Genomic DNA, 19,268 nt, shown 5'->3' with positions numbered 1-19,268 from the left:
AGTGAGCGCCTAAGCGCTCACCCGATCATCTCTCCATCTTCGCCAATGCGTAACCGTCTGATAGGTCGCGCCAGTCACCTGCGCTATCTGGCGGTTTGACAGATTGGTTTCGTCGATAAGTTGCAGGATTTTATCGCGAAATTTAATTCGCTTGCCGCGATACTGCGGCCCCAGTGCAACTTGTTTGACCGGCTCGTGCTCAATCTGAACTGCCGCTGCGTTCTGTATAGCTGGCTTTTCAGCTCCGATCACCATGCCAATGACGGCAACCGAGTTGCGTGCGGTTCCACCGAATGGTGATTTAAAGCGCTGCCCCAATGCGGTGCGGGCACCAAACGGTTTGAAGTTGATAACTTCCGGCTCGACATCTTGGATGCGAACGCGGCCATCGTGCTCAATAACAACTGCCCGGCCCGCTCCATCGTACTTATTGATGTCAACCCAGACAGGTTCGCCATCAATAATCATAGCGCAGACGTTCTGCGGCTTTGGAGCAATCGTGTCGGCAACCGATTCGAGTCGGTCGATATTGCGCTTGAGCTTGATCGCGTCGTCAATCTTTGTCGATGTGCGACGATCGTGCTCGCGGACGTGGACTGGTTTCTTGGCGACGTACGACCCCGTTTTGCGGATGGCAGGGAGGACTTCGTGGGCCAGCCATCGCTTGAACCGTTCCGCTGCCTCCACCCGACTCGTGAACACTAGGCGGTAGATGCCTGGCTCGTTCACACCCGTTGCATTCTGGCGGTTTTTGCCAAGGGGGTCACTAACGATGACCCCCTTCTTTTCATCTGAATTCAGGCGCGTTAGCGCCTGCTTATGATTGCTCAAGCCAAGGGCGGCGCAAACGTCTTTGCCGACGAACCAAGGCTCGTTGTTCTCCACAACAACGCGCACATGATGATGCTCAAAATTGAATGGCGTGATATAGCTGTTTCTAGCTTGTTCCATAGGGATTCATCCTTTGGTCTGGTTAGGCTTGGTGAACGTGTTCCCGCACATCACCAAGCCGATAAGCATTTAAAGCATATGCCCTATATGGTGGCTAGTCAAGACTGCCCATATGCTCTATGTTGCCTATATGGCCAAAGACACTCAATACCCTGTTCGCAAGCTCGCCTACTTCAGCGAAGATATGGCTGAAGCCATCGCAGATTTTCGTTTTAAAAACCGTATCACTTCTGAGAACGAAGCCATCCGACGTCTCATCCATACCGGCCTTGAAGCGCGGCCAATTTTGCTGGATATCCAGAAGATGCTCGTTAAGCTGCGCCCGCTTGGTGGCGAAAGCGAACTCGACGAGCATATTGAAGCTATTCAGCGGGCGTTAAAGCCGGAATGACCAAGCCCCCGCCAAAGCGGGTCTTTTTGTTCGGTCACGCATCCATATCGTGCGTGATTCGCGTGTTTTATGCGGAAATTATTCTAGATGCGTGTCAGTATAGTATTTCCGTATGTGGTTGGTTTTATTATATTTTTTCTAAAAACATGTTGATACGCAACTATTTTGATGTGCCGAGGCTTGCCCTTTTCACAATGCTTGATGACATATTTGACTTGTTATGTAATGGGTCGCTCAGCATTTGGGAGCGGAGTGGGTAAATGCAAATATTTTGCGATGAAAGCGGGGGGTGCGATAGGGGAACATTAATCGTAGCTTCTGTTACCATTGACCCGATCATTGCTGATCGATTTGTGAAGGATTTCAAGAAGAAACGGCGCGTCATTGGAGAAATAAAGGGTAGCAGCTTCAACCATGATGACCGCCTATACTTTTTTGAAATGCTTGACCGGATTAACGATGCCGCCAGCGTTATAGTTGGATGCACAAAGACCGTTGACGCTGGGGCGTGGTTGATAAAATCACGACATGAAAAAGAAATATACGAAGAACTAATATTTCAGTCATGTTCTACCCACTTGAAACAAAATGCAGCGATTTCAACGATTAGACCTGATGGCGGCAAATATGCCGCCAACGTTATGCGACAAATGGAAGTAAACTTACAGAGCCGATTCACGGATACATTTAATTCCGGTTTTTTTGTACAGTTCTCCGAGAGTCACAAAACAGCAGGTGTGCAAATTGCGGATGTTATTTCAAACACTGCATATAAGGAAATAGCCGGCGGCAATTTTGATCTAGCAGAAAATCCATACTGCGGAAATATGTGGAAGTCCGGGCGGATCAGGTTCCAGCACGTAGACCTTGGAAAAGATCGGCCTGTGTGGCTGTCAGCTGCAGAATAGAAAAAGGGCCGCACAACGCAGCCCTTTAAAAAAAAGCGTCGGCACGTTACCGTAATTCCCGCTTCGAGTCACTAACGGTGCCTCGGTGGGCCCCTCCTGGGCGGGCGGTAGGCGCGGCCACCTCAATTGGTGATCACTTTCCTTGACGCACTCCTTAGATATTCCACGGAGCACCTTTCGTCAACGTAAATGTTGTAAAAAACACAACGCTCCGCCCCTACCCCTCGCTCACCCACGCCCAAAGCTCGTCTTTTTCCTGCTGGCTCAGACCACCATCGTCAGTTGAGTTAGCTTTGACGTAACCGTCAACGGCAGCCATAAACTGCCACATGGACATTCGTCTTACTTCTTGCGGCGTGAAGCCGAGCGCCGCACCGTTGCCGTAGACCGCGGCAAATCTGACTTTTCCGTTTGGGAGGCTGTCGAGTTGCTCTCCGTCTGATTTGCCGCCGCCCGCTCCCCCACCGGCTCCTCCGGAACGCCTTGAATGCCAGCCTGCAGGATGATGGTCGCGAAGACGATATTCTCGGCAGGCGGGCGCTTTTCGACGTAGGTGCGCACGAGTTTCGTGGCGGTGGTCGGCTCCAACCCTCCACCTATCAGTCCCTGCCGGATAACATGAGCAATATCGCCGACGCGGCACTGTTTGGTGAATAACCGCTCCAAAATGACCCAGGGGCCAGCGTCGCAAGCCTCCTGCAAGGCTTCCAATTCACCCCAACCGAGGCGGAAGGTATAAGTACCATCCGCCCAGTCTAGTTCAACTTTCGCGTCCCTGCTCATTACGAGGCCGTCGGAGCAGAGGTGCGGACCATCTCGCCGTCGGATTGCAGCGACACATTGAGTGTAGCCCGCTCGCCGTTGTTGGCGCCGATTTCGAGGCTCTCAGCGTGCATTTTGCCAGTATAGGTGTAGGTCGTGGCAGGAAACTCGATTTCAACCTGTACCGGGATGGAGTCGATGCTCTCACCTGCATCCAGCCAATCCTCAACGGATTCTGAAGCTAGCACGCCTTCGCCGCTAATGCTCATTGAGAGCGATGCGGCGTCACGACCGATCCAGTCGACCTTGTCAGGATTTTCACAATCCGGGATCGAGACTTCATTGAGGTTCTTGGTTAGCGTAATCGATCGCTGGGTAAAGCCACATGGTGCTTTATACACGATCGGCGTTGCGTCATTGCCGATCTTAACGCGGACCTTGCCGCCTTTGATCGTCGTAGCTTGAGCCATTGCGGTCTCCATACGAAAAAGACCACCCAGAGGGCGGCCTATAGATAGATTTTTGGGGTGGTCGGCGTGGAGGCTCTAGGGCTGCTCGATGATCGCCGTGTAACGGATCGACGCATGATTGATCGCGCCGTCCTGTATGTAGTCAGTTCGCCAGTAGTCGAATGTCACGAGGGCATTAGATGCCAAAGCAGGCTCCCACCCTCGCGTTGCGAGACGCACTGCGTTTGCGATGTCGCGCATCTGCTTTTTGGCTGGCTCAATCGACCAGACATCCAGTTGGAAAATGATATCGTCAGCGAAAATGCAGTCGGCGTTTGCCTGTTGAGCGCTCGACGCGCCGATGCTGACATACGGAAAGATCGAGGGTGAGACCTGACCTTGGTCATTCGTCGGCGGGTTATCGTAGCTGCGCTGACCAATCAGTGAGACAAGCGCGGGAAAGCTGCGCAATCGCTGAATAATTGCGCCTTGAAGTTCTAAAACCGGGTCCATTAGCGGTCCGCCGCAATCTGTTTGGCTGCCTTGGTGATAGCGCGAGACACTCGAGCCCTAGCGCTACGTCGCTTTGCACGAAAACTCACAAAGAAGAACGGCTGTGCCTTTGATCCGGGATTGAACGTACCTGGATACATGCCGCCATTCACGTGCGGAGCGCTGCCGAACTCGACCAGATGCGCGTAACGCACTTTGGAATTGCCGGCGTAAATCGTGATTGTCAGCTTGCCGTCATTCGACGTAACGCTGCCGATGCGCTGGCTATATTTTGGGGCTGTGCCCCACGTCCAGCCGATGCTTTCCATCAGCTCTCCATCATCAACGGGAACCAGGTTTTGCATCATGTTGACGATTTCCTGCGCGCCTTGCTCCATCGCTGCTCTGACAAGCTTTTCAGCGGCTTCCGGGAACTTCTTTAATTTGATCTGCAGGCGATCCAGACCTTTAATCTTTGCCGCCATCACGTTTCCTCGCCTTCAACAACAAGCATTTCCAAATAGGCATTGCGCTCGTCAGGATTGACGACAGTCTTGATTCCGAAAACCCGGTTAGGCTTGTCCCCAGTCTTCCCCGCCCTAGCGTCGTAAGCCCGCCATGACGCCGTTACCTGCCTTGCCGCGGTGCTGCCGCGAATGGTCAGATTGTACGGCTGCATGGACTGCATTCGTGCGGCCATGAGGCTTTCGGAATTGCTGCCGTATCGCGGTTCCAACCTTCCCGGCACGGTGAACTGGTCAACCCACTCACCGCGAGTACCGCCCCATTCATCGCTTATCTGTTCGCGACGCTGAAACGTCAAACGGCAGTTCAGGCTGCCGGCACCTGCGCGCTTCGCCATGCTTCGGCCTCGTCTTTCGTAGGGGTTGGAAGTCGCTCGGCTTTGCCAGCGGCAACAGCGCGATTAGCGCAAGGTGTGGTCACTAGCCCGACGTAGCCCGCCGGGTAGCGGATCGTTACCGCAGGCTTGGGGATGAAGTCGTAGGTGGCTGTGAAGTGGAGCCAGGGCATTATTCTTCCACCGGCAGCGTGCGCCACACCCGATATGGTGCCAACAGCGCCCGAACGTGACGCGGCAGAACGGCATTGCCTTCGGCATTCATGTCAGGTTCGCGGTTCTCATACAGATCAGCCGCAACCAGCAAGATCGCTGCTGTGATGGGCGGGGTTAACTCAATGCCATCAGGCAAGGTGGGCGTCGCGCCGTTAGCCACGATCTCACGGTCGACATATTCGATGACGATTGCCTCTGCCGCAGCCAGATAGACTTCAAGTTCGGAATCTTCGTCGTCATGAAACACTCGAAGGTGTTTCTTCAATAGCTCCAGGTCAACCAGTGCCATCGCCACCACCCTCCGGCGGCGTTTCAGACTCTGGTTCTGGCTCGGGAGCCGGATTTGGATCGACGATTCCCGCCCCGATGTAGCTCGCCACCCGGCGCTTGCGTGTCTTCGTGTCGGCCATCGCCAACCTCCGTAAACTTCTCGACATAACCAAGCGCCAGAAGCGGTCCGGCTTGCCAGTTTGGCAGATCGGCGACCATACCTTCGTCCAATCGGCCGTAATTGCCGACCAAGGTTTTCAGCGCTTTGATTTTCATGATTTCCTCGTTAAAAGGGGCGCCGAAGCGCCCCATCAGCGATTAAGGAGTTACAGGCGGATTGACGTCGCCGGTCACGAAGGCCTCTGGACGGTAAACCGCCAGCGCGAGACGCTCTTCGATACGGATCGTGAACATGTTGTTCTCGAAGTCCTTATCGTTCTCGCTGGACAGAAGCACTTCGACGCCCATTCGGTCGAAGATCTGCGCACCGAGATTGAACGCGCCGGTCAGGAACTTGCCCGCAGAAATTGCCTGGGTCTGAACGACCGGCAGATTCCACAGCGAAGGACCGATCGGGGACTGCGCATTCCCGACGATGTAGTTGCCGCCAAGATCCTTGGTCAGCTCAATCTTGGTCCAGTCCGTCGGATGCAGAACGAAGCCGCTCGCCGGGTACTCGGCCAAAATGACCTGCAGGATTGCCAGTCGCAGGCGGTCGATTGCCGTTTCGTTCTCCGGAGTGAACGCCGGAGCGAAGGCAGATGCCTGCGGGAGAATGCCGTGCAGGTTCTGACCAGTACCGTCACCGTTCAGAAGCTGGCCTTCTTCGACGAACTTAAGCCCGTACGTGCCGCGAGCGTTGATATAGCTTGCAAGGCCCGGAGCATCATCGAGGATCTGACGGCTTGCCTTGAAGATATGGGCCAGCGTGCGAACAGGCGTGGTTTCCATATCGAAGGTCAGGTCAGACTTGGGCTTCTGCGTGCCTTCAGCGACCGGCGCAGCGCTGTTCGTAAAGCCTGTTTCCTTGACGAACTCGACACTTGCGGCCGAGGTCTGGCCCGGCGCAATAAGATCGCGGATCGTCAGCTGGCGATTAGGCGGGGCAATGATGCCTGGCACGCGCTGTCCAGGGACAAGCGAGGTTCCAGCCGAACGACCGGCACCGACAGTGGTATTGCCGGAGGTAATGTCAGCGCGCTCCATGCCAACACGGATCGAACCGCGCCATGCGCCGGACACGTCGGTCGACTTGAACTTTTCGGACGCCACGACGATATCGCCGACGTCCTGCGGACCCTGCGCGACGTCTTCACGTTCACGAGCGGCGCGCTTTTCCAGCTCACTGATGCGGGTCGTGGTGTCGCCAAGCTCGGAGAGCGCCTTGTCGACCTTGCCGGTCAGCTCGGTGGAAACAGTTCCGTGCTGCTGGAGCTGCGTGGTGAAATCGGTCGCAAGATTGCCGACCTTTTCCTTGATTGAAGCCAAAGACTGGCCAAGCTCGCCGATCTTCTCGGCAAGAGAAACTTCGGACATATGTCCTCCTGATACTAAATGGTGAAAGTGCGTGTTTCGGCTAAAAGCCGTTCGAGGGCCGCCGAAACAGCGGCGTTTTCCGCATCAGCATCAGGTTCCCCCTGATGTTCCTTGAAGTAGAGCGATGCGGCCCGCTCTGCCTCCGAATTCGAAAGACCAAGAAGACCCTTCATGCCGTTCTCGAATTCGCGTTTGGTGATTTCTTCGCCGGAGGCCATTTTGTTGGCCAGCAATTGCGCGGCTTCTGCCTTTGCGGCGTTGGACGCCTTTACACGGCGGACATATTCCGGCTCGGTGTTCGCGCCCAATCGGGCCAAGGTCTCGTCAAGTGTGGCAATACGGTCTGCCATTCCTCTGTCCATGAGCGCTTCTGCATAGAACACCCTCCCCTGACCAAATCCGTCTTCGACTTTGGATTTCGTGACGCCGCGCCCATCGGCAACGCTCTGCAAAAAACGGCCATAGGAGCGGTTTACGCTGTCCTGAATGTAGGCCAGCGTGTCCTTGCCAAGCGGTTCGGTCTCGTTGCCTTCGACCTTGTGCTTGCCCGCCGAAATGTAGGTGCGCTTGACGCCAGCCTTTTCCAGTGCGGCAGAAATATCGTCGTGCGCCGTATAGACACCGATCGACCCCGCACGTCCTGACGGCGTGACAACAATTTCGTCGGCAGACGAGGCGATCCAGTAGGCGGCGCTCGCTGCGAGCGAATTGACCTGCGCTATGATCGGCTTTTCACCGCCGCGCAGTTTGCGAATTTCCGTTGCGAGTTCGTCCGTGCCTGGTACCGAGCCGCCAGGACTATCAATATCAAGAACAACCGCCTTCACATCCTCGTTGGACAGCGCCTTGTGTAGCTGACGCTTGATGCCGGCATAGGACGTGCCACCACTCATCGCGGAGAACAGGTCCATTCGGTCGGCCAATACGCCGTAAACCGGGATCACAGCGACCTTGCCGTCAATTTCGGCGATTTCCTTTGCGCGAGCATCAGAAACAGCCGCTGCAAATTCAGCTGTGACGAGCTTGTCGCCCGCCACACGTGCCGCAAGCACATCAGCCAAAACGGCCAGTTTTTCGCGCTGAATCGCCCACGGTTCGGCCTCGAAGGCCGTCAAAATGTGTTCGAATTTCATGATTTTCCCTTATCCAGCGCTTGGCTGTGTATCATCCAGCGGAGGCTCGCCGTTGTGTCCGACCATGGACAGAGGCTGCATGGTGCCATTGACGATCAATTCGTCGCCGCCATCCATCTTTGGCTTGTTCTCGTAAGCTCTGGCCTCGTTCGGCGTGTAGATGCCGTTCTGAACCATCTTCTGCAGGAACTCCGCCCTCGCCTGGCTATCGCCGCGAAGCAGGCCTTCCATGTTGAACTTTACGACGGTCGTTTTGCGGGTCTTTGCATCAAGCAAGTCGCGGTAGATTGCCGATTCGATGCTTCTCAGCATGGGAGTGAGGCAGGTCTTGGTGAACTGCAGGATCAATTGTTCGATCCCACTGCCCCAAGTCGTCGTGCCATTTGCGGCATGGCCAATCATGACAGGCGGCACTCCGAAAATGCGGCAAATCTGCTCGACGCTGTACTGCCGCGTCTCAAGCATCTGCGCATCCTTGGGATTGATTGTGATCTGCGACGGGGTCAAACCCGCCTCCAGTACCGCGATCCCGCCTGCCTTGTCGGCACCGGCAAATGCCTGCAACGATTCCGCAATCTGCTTGCGCTGATCGGGCTTCAGAACCTGTTCTGACGACAAGACGACCGAGGCCATCATGCCGTTTTTGAACATACGGCCAGACGTTTTTTCGCCAGCCATGGCGTTGCCGATCACATTGCGCTGCGCGGCAATAGGCGAAAGGCCACGATCACATCCAGGCATGACCAATCCGCGGACATGAAGCATGTCTTCTTCGCGGATTTTACGGACACCACCCTTCTTGCCGTTTTTGTACTGCTCGGTGACCTCGTAATAGCGGTTGTTCCGGTCATCCCGCTTCACATCAACGCAAAGCGGATTGAACGGGTTCAACGCTACCAGGCGACCGCCATTTTTCTTCTTCTCCGCAAAGAAATTGCCATCAAGACAGAGGCAAAGGGCAGCCATACCCCAGAAATCTGACGCACTATCGTCCAAGTTCGGCAAGTCGTGCAGCAGTTCGTACAGCGGATTCTCATAATCGACGTCAACGCCATCGCCCTTGTAGACATTGCAGGGCAGCGTTTTTACGGCATTCGAAATCAGGTTCACGCACGCCCAGACAGCATCAAGCTGCATGGCGTGCTCATAAGTGACCGTCTCGCCGCTTGTCGTCGACATTCCAAAGAATGCGCGCCATGGGCCGGAAAGAAGCCCGAAAGGCTTCCCGACCCAAGTCAAAAGGCCCATGGGCACTCCTACCAGGTTATAGTGATCATGTTGTTGACGAAGTCGTCGATGTCGGCTGGCTCGATCGGTGTATCCATCGCCACACCAACCGCCATTGCCAAAGCGACAGCAGCGTCGATGCGCACTGATGCCTTCGTCTTGACGAACCATCGGTTGTCTTGCGGGTCATGATCGAAGGTGGCGCCCATCAGGGCGGTCATAAGTACCGGATTCCGCCGCAATCGAATGCGACCGTCGATAATCATGTCTTCGAGCGCCAGAACCGAGCCCGGCATCCACAAGCCTTGCGGCGGCGGTAAGCCAGCAGCTTTCGCCGCTTCTACCTTTGCTGGCTCGGGACGTGCCCGAACCTTACCGCCCTGCGGGTGTGCGACATGTTCAATGTCCAACCCGAGCGCTTCGACTTCCTCGCGGAACTTGTCGTAGGCATATCGGTCGTAGGCGATGGCCTTGATATCGAACGCCTGATCGAGTTGCTGGACCCGAGAGGCTACGAAGTCATATCGAATTCGCTTGCCGGGCGGGGCATTCAACCAGCCCTGCTTTACCCAAAGCGCATATGGCGCCTTGTCAGCCTGTTCTCGCGCTTCCAGCGTATCGGCTGGCGTCCAAGCCTCAACCCACGCATCAAACGTCGGCAGATTGACGGTAGATCCGTCTTCCCGCTCCATTTCCTTGAAGCCAGTAGGAACAACACACGCGAGCACAGTCATATCCTTGCTACCGGACAGGTCGACGCCCATGAAAACGGGTTTGTCAGCGTGTTCAACTTCAGGATCGAAATCGTCCATTACGCTTTCGACGGTCTCGCGCGGCATCCATGCCTTGTCGGCATCGGTCCAGCAGCAGAAATGTAGGCGCAGAATGCCGTTCAGCTTGCCCGGCATTTGCTTTGCCTGCGCGACAACACCGGCCAGATATTCCTGCGTCAGGATAACGCCCAAAAGCGGGTTAGCCTTCTTCCAGCAGGTTTCGTCCTTGAGCGGATCGTCGCCCTTGTCCAGCGCGCAGACGTAGGAAAACGTCGTGTCATCGATCACCTCGCCGACATAGGTAAAATCCTCATCCGGCGTCTGTGTCCCTGCTGCAACCTTGACGGCATGCTCGTGCTCTTCCCAGCAAATGCTGTTTCTGTCGCTGCCCGAGTTCGTAATCATCAGGAGCAGAGGCTGACGACGAAACTTGAAGCCGCGCTCAAGCATTTCCATCGTCGAGCGGTCAGGATGCTCGTGCACCTCGTCACAAAGCGCAAAATGCGGACGCGGACCAGAGCCGGACTTGCCGGAATCCTTCGAGATCGGACGAAAAAACGATTGCGACTTGTGATGCGCGATATTGAATTCGCGCCCGATACCGCCGCTGAACTTCAGTCGTTCGACCAGCGCAGGTGCTGCGCGCACCATTTTAACGGCGTCCTGGAAGAGAATTCCCGCCTGTTCTTTCTTGGCGGCCGCAGCATAAATCTGGGCGCCGGCTTCCCTGTCGGCAATCAGGCCATACAGACCGACTCCGCCAGCAAACGGTGACTTACCGTTGCCTTTGCCCTCTTCGATGTAGGCGCGACGAAAGCGGCGCGAACCGTCGGCCCGTTTCCAGCCGAAGAGCGACCCAAGCTTGAAAGCCTGTGAGGCATGCAGCTTGAACGGCTTGCCTTCAAACTGGCCTTCGGAAAGCTTGAGTCGCCCTTCAAAGAACCGAAACACGCGGTCGGCAGCATCGTCGTCCCAATATAGCCCGCGCTCGTGCCCATGTTCGAGATCGTCGAAATGGCGGCGGCAGGCATTGCGAACGTGAGGGCCGGCAACTTCTCTGCCATCAATGACAGCTTGCGCATAAGCGCTCACACGCTCAAGCGCAGGCATATCAGTCAAGCAAATCATCCTTTTCCTCGCCCTCGTCAGGTGTCGCCACCTTGGAAGCATCAGCAGGCGTTGCGCCCATCTGGCCAAGCATCTGGCGAAGCAGATTCATCGCCTGTACGCCAACTTCCTGTCCGGCCATGATGCGGCCCTGAATAGTCGAGGCCATGCCGACAAGCGTGCGGTGCGATTCATTCAGCCACGGCAGCTCTTTCGCGAACAACTTCCAGGCTGACTTCGCCTTGATTTCGGCACCGTCCTTCAACCAGACGGGAGGAGCGCCAAGCGGGCCGTTTGCGGCGGGGTCTGCGCGGTTTTTGAAGCGCTGTGGGTCTTTCTTGTCTCGCCCCTCGACTTTGGCCTTGCCGAGGGGATTTCTCGGCTTTGCCATGGAATGAAATCCTTATGGGGTCATATTTTCAATTGCGGATGCGTGCGCTGTGGGTCCCCGCCGGTCCGGGGCGGACGGCCCTCTGGATTTTTCGATGCCCCCCGGAGGCGGGGTCGAGAGGGTGACCCTCCATGATATCACATCGGTCGATGGTCGTCAAGCAAAATGTTCAAAAAAGTGATATTTTTCAACATTTTTTCGACTTTTCTTCATGCATCACTTTAATCAATCGGCCATCCTGACGCATCGAAGGTGACGATCTTTTGACCTAGATCTTCTCGTTGACCGCGAGATGAATGGCATGACTTACACGTGCTAATGAACGGTCCAGACCAAAATTTATTGACGTCGCCTTTATGCCCACCATCGGTGTGATGCACTTCGGTCGCAACTTCCACAATCTCACGCTCCAAGCACCATTGACATAATGGATGTTCAGATAGTTGGCGTTCGCGCAGTCTAGCCCACCGAGTAGTCTTATACAGCTTTCGGTACGATGACGCCTTATCGCTGCGTCTGTCTACGCCCATGTCTTGCCTTGAATTACTTGGGCTATCGTCGACGACGCAACTCCATATCTATTTGCCAATACCGAATAAGACGACCCTGTTTGCTCTCTGTCTTGGCGTATATCAGAAGCCAATCGTTCATTGAGGACGTTACGTCGCCGGTTTCTCGATTGTGTGCGTTTATCTGCCCACCTGCAATTGCTCGGCTCGTAATTCCCATTTGGATCAATACGATCTAATGTAGCGCCATCTGGGCGCTCGCCCATATCCGCAAGAAAGCAATCAAAACCCGGTAGACCACTTTCGCCATTCAGCCATCTGTCGCAAACGGATATTCCTCGACCGCCATACTGTTGATAGGCAGGGTGTTTCTCATACATGGTACGGCGTTTCATCGCCATCCAAGATGAATATGTAGGTGACGGAGGTTTATGTTTCCAAGTGTGACCATGCCTCCGTAGTGTGTCGCCAATTTTTACATTGGCTTCCTCCGACAGGCATCCGCAACTTTTGGTATTTCCGCTCCGCAGGTTGCTTCCTTTGGCAATCATCTCACTGCCGCAGTCGCACACACAAAGAAATCTCGATCCCCTCCCGTTAGAGGGAAGCATCTCCTTTGCTACAAGTCGAGAAAAACGCAATCCGGTAACGTCTATGATTTTGTTTCCCATGGCTTGACTCCATTTTTGGGGATTGACCTCAAGTGAAAACAGCGGGGAGCCGTCGCTCACCCGCTGCCAAACATCTGCAAGAGGTCAAGAATTGCAGATGCCATTCTGTTTTTGATTGGTTGCGGCAGGTGGGATTTGCACCCACGATCTCCGGTTTATGAGACCGGCGAGATAACTACTTCTCCACTCCGCATGAAATCAGCTGGCGGGGAGCCACGTTCGCCGTGCTGTTACACACGGTGTAGGCTCAACCCGCCGAACCAGCAGCCGGAGGAGAAACGGCGCTGGATGAAGGCAGCAAACGAACGACCCTGCAGTGGCCTTTTCAGCATCCGGGTGTCCATGGTTATCCCGACCACGATGTGACGGTCACCGTCCCTGCGCATAATGCAGGCGGATCGCGTTCATCCGTATGATGATGCTGCGTTTGCTGTGGAAGTGGCAAGGAACGGCCACGAACGAACCGCAACCTTCTCAGCTATGCTGCCTTGCCGATAGTTACGCCCGGTTCAGCGGTTGCACCCAACTGCAACATGACCGAGCGTCCGTCGCCTCGCGCACGGAACAGTGCGGGGCAACCGCATAGCGGTTGAACCCCTTCACTATACTCTCCGTGAGATCGCAAAAAGCGGCGCTTACGCCGCAACTTTTTTTATGGCGGCCATAAGATTGTCGTTTGCGGCTATCAGCCGACGCTTTCCTCGGCGCTCTTGCGTCCGCTTGTGTCCTTGGCCTCCTATATCTGCCATATTGTCCGCCGACATAGCTGCGTCCAGAACTTCCCTGTCCTTATCTTTCAACTCCTGCAGGGCATCAAACCAGACTTTCCTGTCAATCATGGCAGAAAGGGTATCCTCCCACGATTCACCGCCACCACTGGCACATGTTGTCTTGCGCATGCCCAAGAAACTGTCAGCGACGCGTGGCGATCCGCAGGGCAGGCCTTTCGGATAATGAGTATAAGTCACCTTTTCCATATCGGTATTCGCGTAGGCTTCTGCCAACATCTTCGCGGATTCTTCTGACGTGTAGCTTTTGCCGTTACGCCGTTTGCCAGACGGGATGTATCGGTGCGGTAGGGTTCCCAGCACCTCCTCGAAATATTGATTGCTGGCCTTGATGTCGCGATGATCGGGCGATGATCCTGATTGCAAATCAGATTTGTCCCGCGTTTTCAGCATGCCGCCAGTGGGGACGCGTATATCTGCCTGAATAACATCCCCGTCGATGCCTAGAACATATCCTTTTTCCGTCTGCGCCCCGTCGCTGAATTCAAGGCGACCTATGGCAACGATCTGTCCCTTGTCGTTACGCACCACGGGGCCGGACTTAACACTATCCATGATTGCCTGCACTGATGGCGTAACCAGCCTCTTGCGCTCGAACCCCATTTCAGCGACTTCTTCAGGATCATTATCGTTCATCGCCGGAGCTACAGACCAATTTGTCTGCATCGGCTCGTATTCACCATCCGGTCGATTGCGATAAGCCATCAACATCTTAAGCTGGTCTGCGATAGACCCGTGTCTAGAATTTTTCCCCATTAGGCGGCGTCCTCGAAATAATCGTGGGTTTCGTAATATTTCCAACCGGGCGCTACAGCCTTCGCTGCTCCGCGCTCTGTCGTGTGCCACTCGACACACCATGTCCCTGTCTGGTGTCCGTTTTCATCGCGGGGAACTTTGGCGGCCACGAAATACTTCTGTCGGTCGTTGCCCTTAACCCGCAAGAAGTATCCTCCAACCGGTTCCATGCACTCCTCCGCCATAAAACGTCTCATATGGGACGACGGTAAAAAGCGCTGTGTGCCAACAATGGCAAACTCTGACGGTATATTATCGTTCGCTACGATCATAATCATACTCCTCGTGTTTTGGTTTGGTTGGTTAGGCGGCCTTGGTGGTGTGCGTCTCTGCCAGCCACTCCAGAACCGCCGTAACGGCGCGCTCAGCGGCTTCTGTCGTTGTGGTGGCCCGAATGACCAGAACCGTGTAGCCCAGCCGCTGTAGGGCAGCGTGGCGGTCTTTCTGGGCCGGCGACAGTCTTCCCTGCCCGACCTTGTTCTCGATCATCAGCAGGCGACCGTATTCGCCGTAGATGCGGAGGTCAGGTTCGCCGCTGGTCATTCCTGTTGCGATTGCCTGAGCCTGGGCTCTTGGCCCGCGCTTGCTGGCGTTCATGTCACCCGCCAGCAGGAACTGGCGCTGGTACTGTGGCAGTCGGCGCAGGCTGGCTACTTGTGCCGCCTGTAATTCCCATTCGAGCGGCAAGGCGGGCTTGGTAGTAACGCGGCCATTGCGGGTGGTAATCTTGACGCGAGCGCCGTTGATGCGGACGGTTTGTGTTTTGGTGGCGGTCGTGGTCGTAGATGAAGGCGCGCGCGTGCGGTTGCGTGCCATGTGAGCTCCTCGTGTTTATTGCGGTATGCCGTTGGTAGCGGCAAGAGGAGTGTGGAATGCCTCAATAAATGTCGTGTTAATGGCCGACATAGCCCGGCAAATATTTTGGGCCATCCTTGAATCAGGTTGTATTCTGGAATTGGCAAAAATCAGGAAGAGTGCGCACTTCTCAAAATTCGAGAACTGCGCGCCGCGCGCTTTGTGCGTAAGTTTCTATATAAGAACTCTTACGCACCAAAAGCAGCGTGCATCTGCGAACTTCTTTTAGGGTTTTTCGAGAAGTGCGCAAAAAGAAGTACGCAGTATCAGAAGTTGTATTTTGATTGTGACAGCCGGTTGTATGGAAGGGCTGGAATCTACGATCCAAAGATCTAGAAGCATTATTTTTTTGCCGTGTATTATGTCAGTCAGAGATTCGATTCGTGCTCCGGGATTGCGATGAAGTCTAATGACGACCTGCAAGATATGTTTAAACTGCGAAGCATTTTCGTGCCACATGAAAGCAAACGGCGCGATGACCTTTTTCGGTTAAACAAACGATTGATTCACTATACATCTGCAGCCGCAGCCATTTCGATCATAAGGAATGGCAACGTTTGGATGAGAAACGTGCGATGCATGAATGATTTCATGGAAATCGAACATGGTTTCCAGCTACTGCAGCGGTCAGTCTCACCCCCGGTCGATACCGAGGCTGAAAAAGGACTTATTGCGGTAGGGAAAGCTCTGGATTCTATATTCACTGAGCTTACGTCGGAATGCCTTAAATGGTTCGACGGATGGCTTTTTCAGTTACGAAACAAAACTTACGTTACATGTCTTTCGGAGCATGACATTACAGAAAATGATTATGGTCGCCTTTCCATGTGGCGTTCTTACAACGCAAACCAAGTCGGAGTGGGTTTGGTAATTAATCCTATCCCATTGTACAGCCTAAATGACAAGTTCGGCGCGTTCAGCTCACCGGTATACTATTTTGATGACGGAAAACTACGCGATGTACTCTTCACCATTGCCGAAAACATCGATTCCAATCGTGTTTATCTGAGCAAAAAGGACCGAGAATCTATAAAGGGATACGTTTGTTTGCTACTTCGTGGCGTAGCGATGTGTACTAAGCACCCAGGTTTTCACGAAGAAAAAGAATGGCGTATCATGCACACAGAGAAATTGGATGAACGTGGAAACTTGGGCCTAGACGTTGAGTGTATTTCCGGGATTCCACAACCAGTATACAAGATTCCTTTAACTGATGACGTTTTGAACGGGACTACAGGTATCTCTATTCCCGATCTGCTAGAACACGTATTGATCGGACCAACTCAGTTCCCTATTCCGGTTTGGGATGCCATCGTACTAGAGCTGGAAAAAGCTGGCGTAAAGGACGCAGACAAAAAGGTCTCTTATTCAAACATCCCCTTACGAACTTAAATAATGGGAATTTCACGCCGATTATCTCATTGCTCCTTTCGCTACGAAAAAAGCGGAGCCTAAGCCCCGCTTTTCTTTACCTTGCGCTGCGTAACCGGCGCGCCTAAACCGCCCTCACAAACGATGTCGTTTTCCGCTGCACCGGGTCGCGCTCCTCGACCTTTGCCAAGAAGCCTTCCTTGAATAGCGCCTTGGTAATGAGGCCGGTCCGCTTCTTCTGCACCTCGTCGTCGATGTCCAGCCCAAGCGCATAAGCCACGGCGTGCCCAACCCAATCCTTGGCCTGCGGCGCCTGCTTATACATGCCGCCGTTTACAGCGCCGCGGATTGCGTCTTTCTGTTTGTCCGTCAGTCCTTCGGCCACTTCCTCGCTGGATGGCCAATGCCATTCGGTCACAACAGGCGCATGGTCCTGCGGCTGCGTCAGACCTCGACCGTTGCCCAGCGCCACGCTTTCGATATGCCTCCAATCCAGCCGATGCGACAGCGGTGTAAGATTTGACTTGCCATATGTGATTGAGAAATAGCCGAACCGATCCATGCCGGGAATACCGGCCTCATTCGCTTGCCCTTCCGACATTCGGTTCAACACCCGCACCGAACGCGCTGCGCCAATCAGCGCCACGGCACCGCGAGCATCTTCGACGGTTGCTTCACGGTCGCTCACCTTGCGCAGGTGGTGCACAATGTCGATGGAGCAATTCGTATAGTCCGCGATCTGCGCCCAGAGCTTCGCGACCTTGTCGATTGCACCGTTGTCATTTTCATTGACCTGGTGCGTCGAAACAAACGGATCGACGATCATCACGTCAATACCATTGGCAAGGATGGTTTCGGCAACTGCCTCGACGATCGGCTCTTGGATTTTAACGCCTTTCTTGTCGTCGATAGCAACGACAAGCTCTTGCTCGCGGCCACTGTCGAGGAACAAATGACCGTCGATGTCCTCCGGTTTGAGATTGAAGTGAATGCACGCGGCCATGATGCGTCGCTCAAGTTCGTCGCGCGGATCTTCGACGTTAAAGAGCCAGACCTTAAGTCGACGCGGCGGCTTCACGCCGTTCAGAGCCTTGCCCGACGCCATGGCCAGCGCTTCCACGATGCTGTTCGCGGTTTTGCCAAGCCCACCCGGCGCAACGGTCACAGAGACGTACTTGCGGATGAAGTGCCGACCGAAAGCAAACTCGCGGCGGGGCAGTGTCGACGGGTCTTTCCACTGGAACGGCGTGGCTGCGAGGATAGGTTGGTCCGTGGGGTCATCTTCGACGGGCGGCGCCTCTGAATCGTCGTTGTGCGCTTCGGGTTCACGCTGCTCATCAACCTTCGCCCGTGCATTATCGAGCATACGGGTGATGTCCACGAGCTTGGTATTGTCGTTGACCGCTTCCGGCGCCTGACGCGGATGCATCTTGCCAGCCTTTAGCCCGTTGTCGATTGTCTTGCAGCAACGCGGGAAGTCCCTGCCCCAACCACGAGCCACATCCTGTAGCAAGGCCCGCGCTTCGGATTCCGACAAAGCTCCAGCGCCGACGAACGTGCCCATCCGGAACGCAGCGTCGTTCAGACGATTGTTGCGGTTGCCCATTGGTTCCATGGCGAGGTCGTCCAACTCGGACTGTACCGCGCGCTCGACATACCGATCGTTGATCGTGCCCGAGACCGATGGTGCCTGGTACATGGTCGTGCTGTCGTATGACCGTGGCAGGACAAGCTCCAGCAGCCAGTCCGGCGCATCGACCGGCTCCATATCGACCAGCCAGCGGTAAGGCTGGCCAACAGCAGGCACGCTGCCAGCCGCAATGACATAGCCACCGTCGCCGCGAACATCGATGCCAGCACCAAGTGCGCCACGGTTGCGAACGCCAGCCTTGTGTTTGAAGAAATAATGTCGGCCGCCGCTCGTGGTTTCAGCTGTGAGCGTGGCAGGCAGAGCACCATGCTCGGCCTCCAATGCTGTTAGGGTGTCCGGCCCGCCGTGCTTCGGGTCAATGTCCAGCACCCACGCGCCAATAGGCGCGCCGGTCGGTACGCCGATCATAGCACCGGGATTGCGGCGCCAAAGCTCACGCACAATGCGCTCATTCAGCGTCGCACCGCGGAAACCATTTGAGGTCAGCGGAGTTTTGGTGGCGAGAATTTCAATGATGCCGTCTTCGTCGACGAACTCCTCGTCGGCGGCACGGCACGGGAATACAGGCCAGATGCGTGCCATGTAGGACAGGGCAACGTCGAGCATGGGGTCGGTATTGAGTTCCTGCGAAATTTGCATAAAGTCTCCCTGAGAAATAGGGGGGATGTATGTTTCTTGACGGATCGCTTCAGCCATTGTCGCATAAGGCTGAGCTTTCACTGGCTTTTTTGAGAAGCAAGCTTATCCAGCACTTCAGCGATATTGATGGTGCATTGGTTGAGCAGCGGATTTTGGTGCATGACAAACCAATCCCACCGCTACCAAGAAGCCAGAAAGCTATTTACTCATTCCACTTACGGGATAGCTTGATTACATTGAAAGTGGGCCAAGCAAGTCAAAGGAACCAGTCGCGTTATAGCTATCACCATTATCACTTAATCCCATCTGTACCTAGTACTCTCGCTAGGAGTATTTGCGCTGCGTCACCACTCGACGGCGCGCCAATCACCCCTGAGAATGTTAAAGATTGGATCTGGACTAACACTGTACGCATTGACTTTTTACTTCCTGACACAACACCCCAAAGAGTAATGAATATCCTCGAAGCGGCACTCATCGGAGAATGGGCGCCGCTTTACGAAGGGAGAAGAGGTGCGTAGAGC

At 54.8% G+C, this 19,268-nt stretch carries 21 protein-coding genes and 1 tRNA gene; 4 read left to right on the top strand and 18 right to left on the bottom strand.

Going from position 1 to position 19,268, the window contains the following annotated elements; genetic code table 11:
* Positions 1–9: 9 nt before the first annotated feature.
* Entirely contained in the window at positions 10–951 is a 942-nt protein-coding gene (locus FHS76_RS02525; protein WP_151682557.1) for a BRO-N domain-containing protein, read from the bottom strand.
* 112 nt (positions 952–1,063) lie between these two features.
* Here FHS76_RS02525 and FHS76_RS02520 point away from each other — a divergent pair, with 112 nt between their 5' ends.
* Together FHS76_RS02520 and FHS76_RS02515 are read left to right on the top strand one after the other, a co-directional pair.
* On the top strand, positions 1,064–1,342 hold the full coding sequence (locus tag FHS76_RS02520) for a hypothetical protein (protein WP_183647634.1): 279 nt from the start codon (positions 1,064–1,066) through the stop codon (positions 1,340–1,342).
* 260 nt (positions 1,343–1,602) lie between these two features.
* Positions 1,603–2,250: a DUF3800 domain-containing protein gene (locus FHS76_RS02515; protein WP_183647631.1), complete on the top strand. Its 648-nt coding sequence runs from the start codon at positions 1,603–1,605 to the stop codon at positions 2,248–2,250.
* A 342-nt stretch (positions 2,251–2,592) separates the two neighbouring features.
* Here the strand turns inward: FHS76_RS02515 and FHS76_RS02510 are convergent, their stop codons facing one another.
* The 16 genes from FHS76_RS02510 to FHS76_RS02435 form a co-directional block, all read right to left on the bottom strand.
* Entirely contained in the window at positions 2,593–3,033 is a 441-nt protein-coding gene (locus tag FHS76_RS02510; RefSeq protein ID WP_183647628.1) for a gene transfer agent family protein, read from the bottom strand.
* A complete protein-coding gene (locus tag FHS76_RS02505; protein WP_183647625.1) occupies positions 3,033–3,482 on the bottom strand; it encodes a phage tail tube protein in 450 nt (149 codons plus the stop codon). The genes FHS76_RS02510 and FHS76_RS02505 overlap by 1 nt, the downstream gene beginning before the upstream one ends.
* A gap of 75 nt (positions 3,483–3,557) precedes the next feature.
* Positions 3,558–3,974, bottom strand: a complete 417-nt coding sequence (locus tag FHS76_RS02500; RefSeq protein ID WP_100652363.1) for a DUF3168 domain-containing protein — start codon at positions 3,972–3,974, stop codon at positions 3,558–3,560.
* The gene (locus tag FHS76_RS02495; protein WP_183647621.1) at positions 3,974–4,438 is read right to left on the bottom strand and encodes an HK97 gp10 family phage protein; all 465 of its coding nucleotides are present in this window, start codon (positions 4,436–4,438) and stop codon (positions 3,974–3,976) included. The genes FHS76_RS02500 and FHS76_RS02495 overlap by 1 nt, the downstream gene beginning before the upstream one ends.
* A complete protein-coding gene (locus tag FHS76_RS02490; protein WP_183647618.1) occupies positions 4,438–4,815 on the bottom strand; it encodes a head-tail adaptor protein in 378 nt (125 codons plus the stop codon). The genes FHS76_RS02495 and FHS76_RS02490 overlap by 1 nt, the downstream gene beginning before the upstream one ends.
* A 169-nt stretch (positions 4,816–4,984) precedes the next feature.
* Positions 4,985–5,317 (bottom strand): head-tail connector protein, encoded by a 333-nt coding sequence (locus tag FHS76_RS02485; RefSeq protein ID WP_183647615.1) that lies wholly within the window; start codon positions 5,315–5,317, stop codon positions 4,985–4,987.
* Between the two features lie 23 nt (positions 5,318–5,340).
* Positions 5,341–5,574: a hypothetical protein gene (locus FHS76_RS02480; protein WP_183647612.1), complete on the bottom strand. Its 234-nt coding sequence runs from the start codon at positions 5,572–5,574 to the stop codon at positions 5,341–5,343.
* A 42-nt stretch (positions 5,575–5,616) separates the two neighbouring features.
* Positions 5,617–6,834 carry a phage major capsid protein gene (locus FHS76_RS02475; RefSeq protein WP_144897278.1) on the bottom strand — a complete coding sequence of 406 codons (1,218 nt, stop codon included), beginning with the start codon at positions 6,832–6,834 and terminating at the stop codon, positions 5,617–5,619.
* Between the two features lie 14 nt (positions 6,835–6,848).
* On the bottom strand, positions 6,849–7,967 hold the full coding sequence (locus FHS76_RS02470; RefSeq protein ID WP_183647608.1) for a S49 family peptidase: 1,119 nt from the start codon (positions 7,965–7,967) through the stop codon (positions 6,849–6,851).
* Between the two features lie 9 nt (positions 7,968–7,976).
* Complete coding sequence (locus tag FHS76_RS02465; protein WP_183647605.1) at positions 7,977–9,215, bottom strand: phage portal protein; 1,239 nt, start codon at positions 9,213–9,215, stop codon at positions 7,977–7,979.
* Between the two features lie 8 nt (positions 9,216–9,223).
* Complete coding sequence (locus tag FHS76_RS02460) at positions 9,224–11,077, bottom strand: terminase large subunit (protein ID WP_183648419.1); 1,854 nt, start codon at positions 11,075–11,077, stop codon at positions 9,224–9,226.
* Position 11,078: 1 nt separating this feature from the next.
* On the bottom strand, positions 11,079–11,465 hold the full coding sequence (locus tag FHS76_RS02455) for a hypothetical protein (protein ID WP_183647603.1): 387 nt from the start codon (positions 11,463–11,465) through the stop codon (positions 11,079–11,081).
* Positions 11,466–12,761: 1,296 nt separating this feature from the next.
* Positions 12,762–12,838, bottom strand: a tRNA-Met gene (locus FHS76_RS02450).
* A gap of 442 nt (positions 12,839–13,280) precedes the next feature.
* Positions 13,281–14,138 (bottom strand): hypothetical protein, encoded by an 858-nt coding sequence (locus tag FHS76_RS02445; RefSeq protein WP_235992542.1) that lies wholly within the window; start codon positions 14,136–14,138, stop codon positions 13,281–13,283.
* Positions 14,139–14,188: 50 nt separating this feature from the next.
* On the bottom strand, positions 14,189–14,500 hold the full coding sequence (locus FHS76_RS02440; protein WP_183647598.1) for a hypothetical protein: 312 nt from the start codon (positions 14,498–14,500) through the stop codon (positions 14,189–14,191).
* 31 nt (positions 14,501–14,531) lie between these two features.
* The gene (locus tag FHS76_RS02435; RefSeq protein WP_183647596.1) at positions 14,532–15,044 is read right to left on the bottom strand and encodes a VRR-NUC domain-containing protein; all 513 of its coding nucleotides are present in this window, start codon (positions 15,042–15,044) and stop codon (positions 14,532–14,534) included.
* A gap of 630 nt (positions 15,045–15,674) precedes the next feature.
* Between FHS76_RS02435 and FHS76_RS02430 the strand changes: the two genes are divergently transcribed.
* Positions 15,675–16,475, top strand: coding sequence for a DUF2971 domain-containing protein (locus FHS76_RS02430; RefSeq protein WP_183647593.1), 801 nt, complete (start codon positions 15,675–15,677; stop codon positions 16,473–16,475).
* A gap of 103 nt (positions 16,476–16,578) precedes the next feature.
* Here the strand turns inward: FHS76_RS02430 and FHS76_RS02425 are convergent, their stop codons facing one another.
* Positions 16,579–18,801, bottom strand: coding sequence for a bifunctional DNA primase/polymerase (locus FHS76_RS02425; protein ID WP_235992541.1), 2,223 nt, complete (start codon positions 18,799–18,801; stop codon positions 16,579–16,581).
* On the opposite strand from FHS76_RS02425, the gene FHS76_RS02420 reads away from it, so the two are divergent.
* Positions 18,774–19,265 carry a hypothetical protein gene (locus tag FHS76_RS02420; RefSeq protein ID WP_183647590.1) on the top strand — a complete coding sequence of 164 codons (492 nt, stop codon included), beginning with the start codon at positions 18,774–18,776 and terminating at the stop codon, positions 19,263–19,265. The two genes, FHS76_RS02425 and FHS76_RS02420, sit on opposite strands and share 28 nt — an antisense overlap.
* The last annotated feature ends 3 nt before the right edge of the window (positions 19,266–19,268 follow it).

It is taken from the genome of Brucella daejeonensis, assembly GCF_014199265.1.
GTDB lineage: Bacteria > Pseudomonadota > Alphaproteobacteria > Rhizobiales > Rhizobiaceae > Brucella > Brucella daejeonensis.
This window is presented reverse-complemented; position numbering and strand designations above follow the sequence as displayed.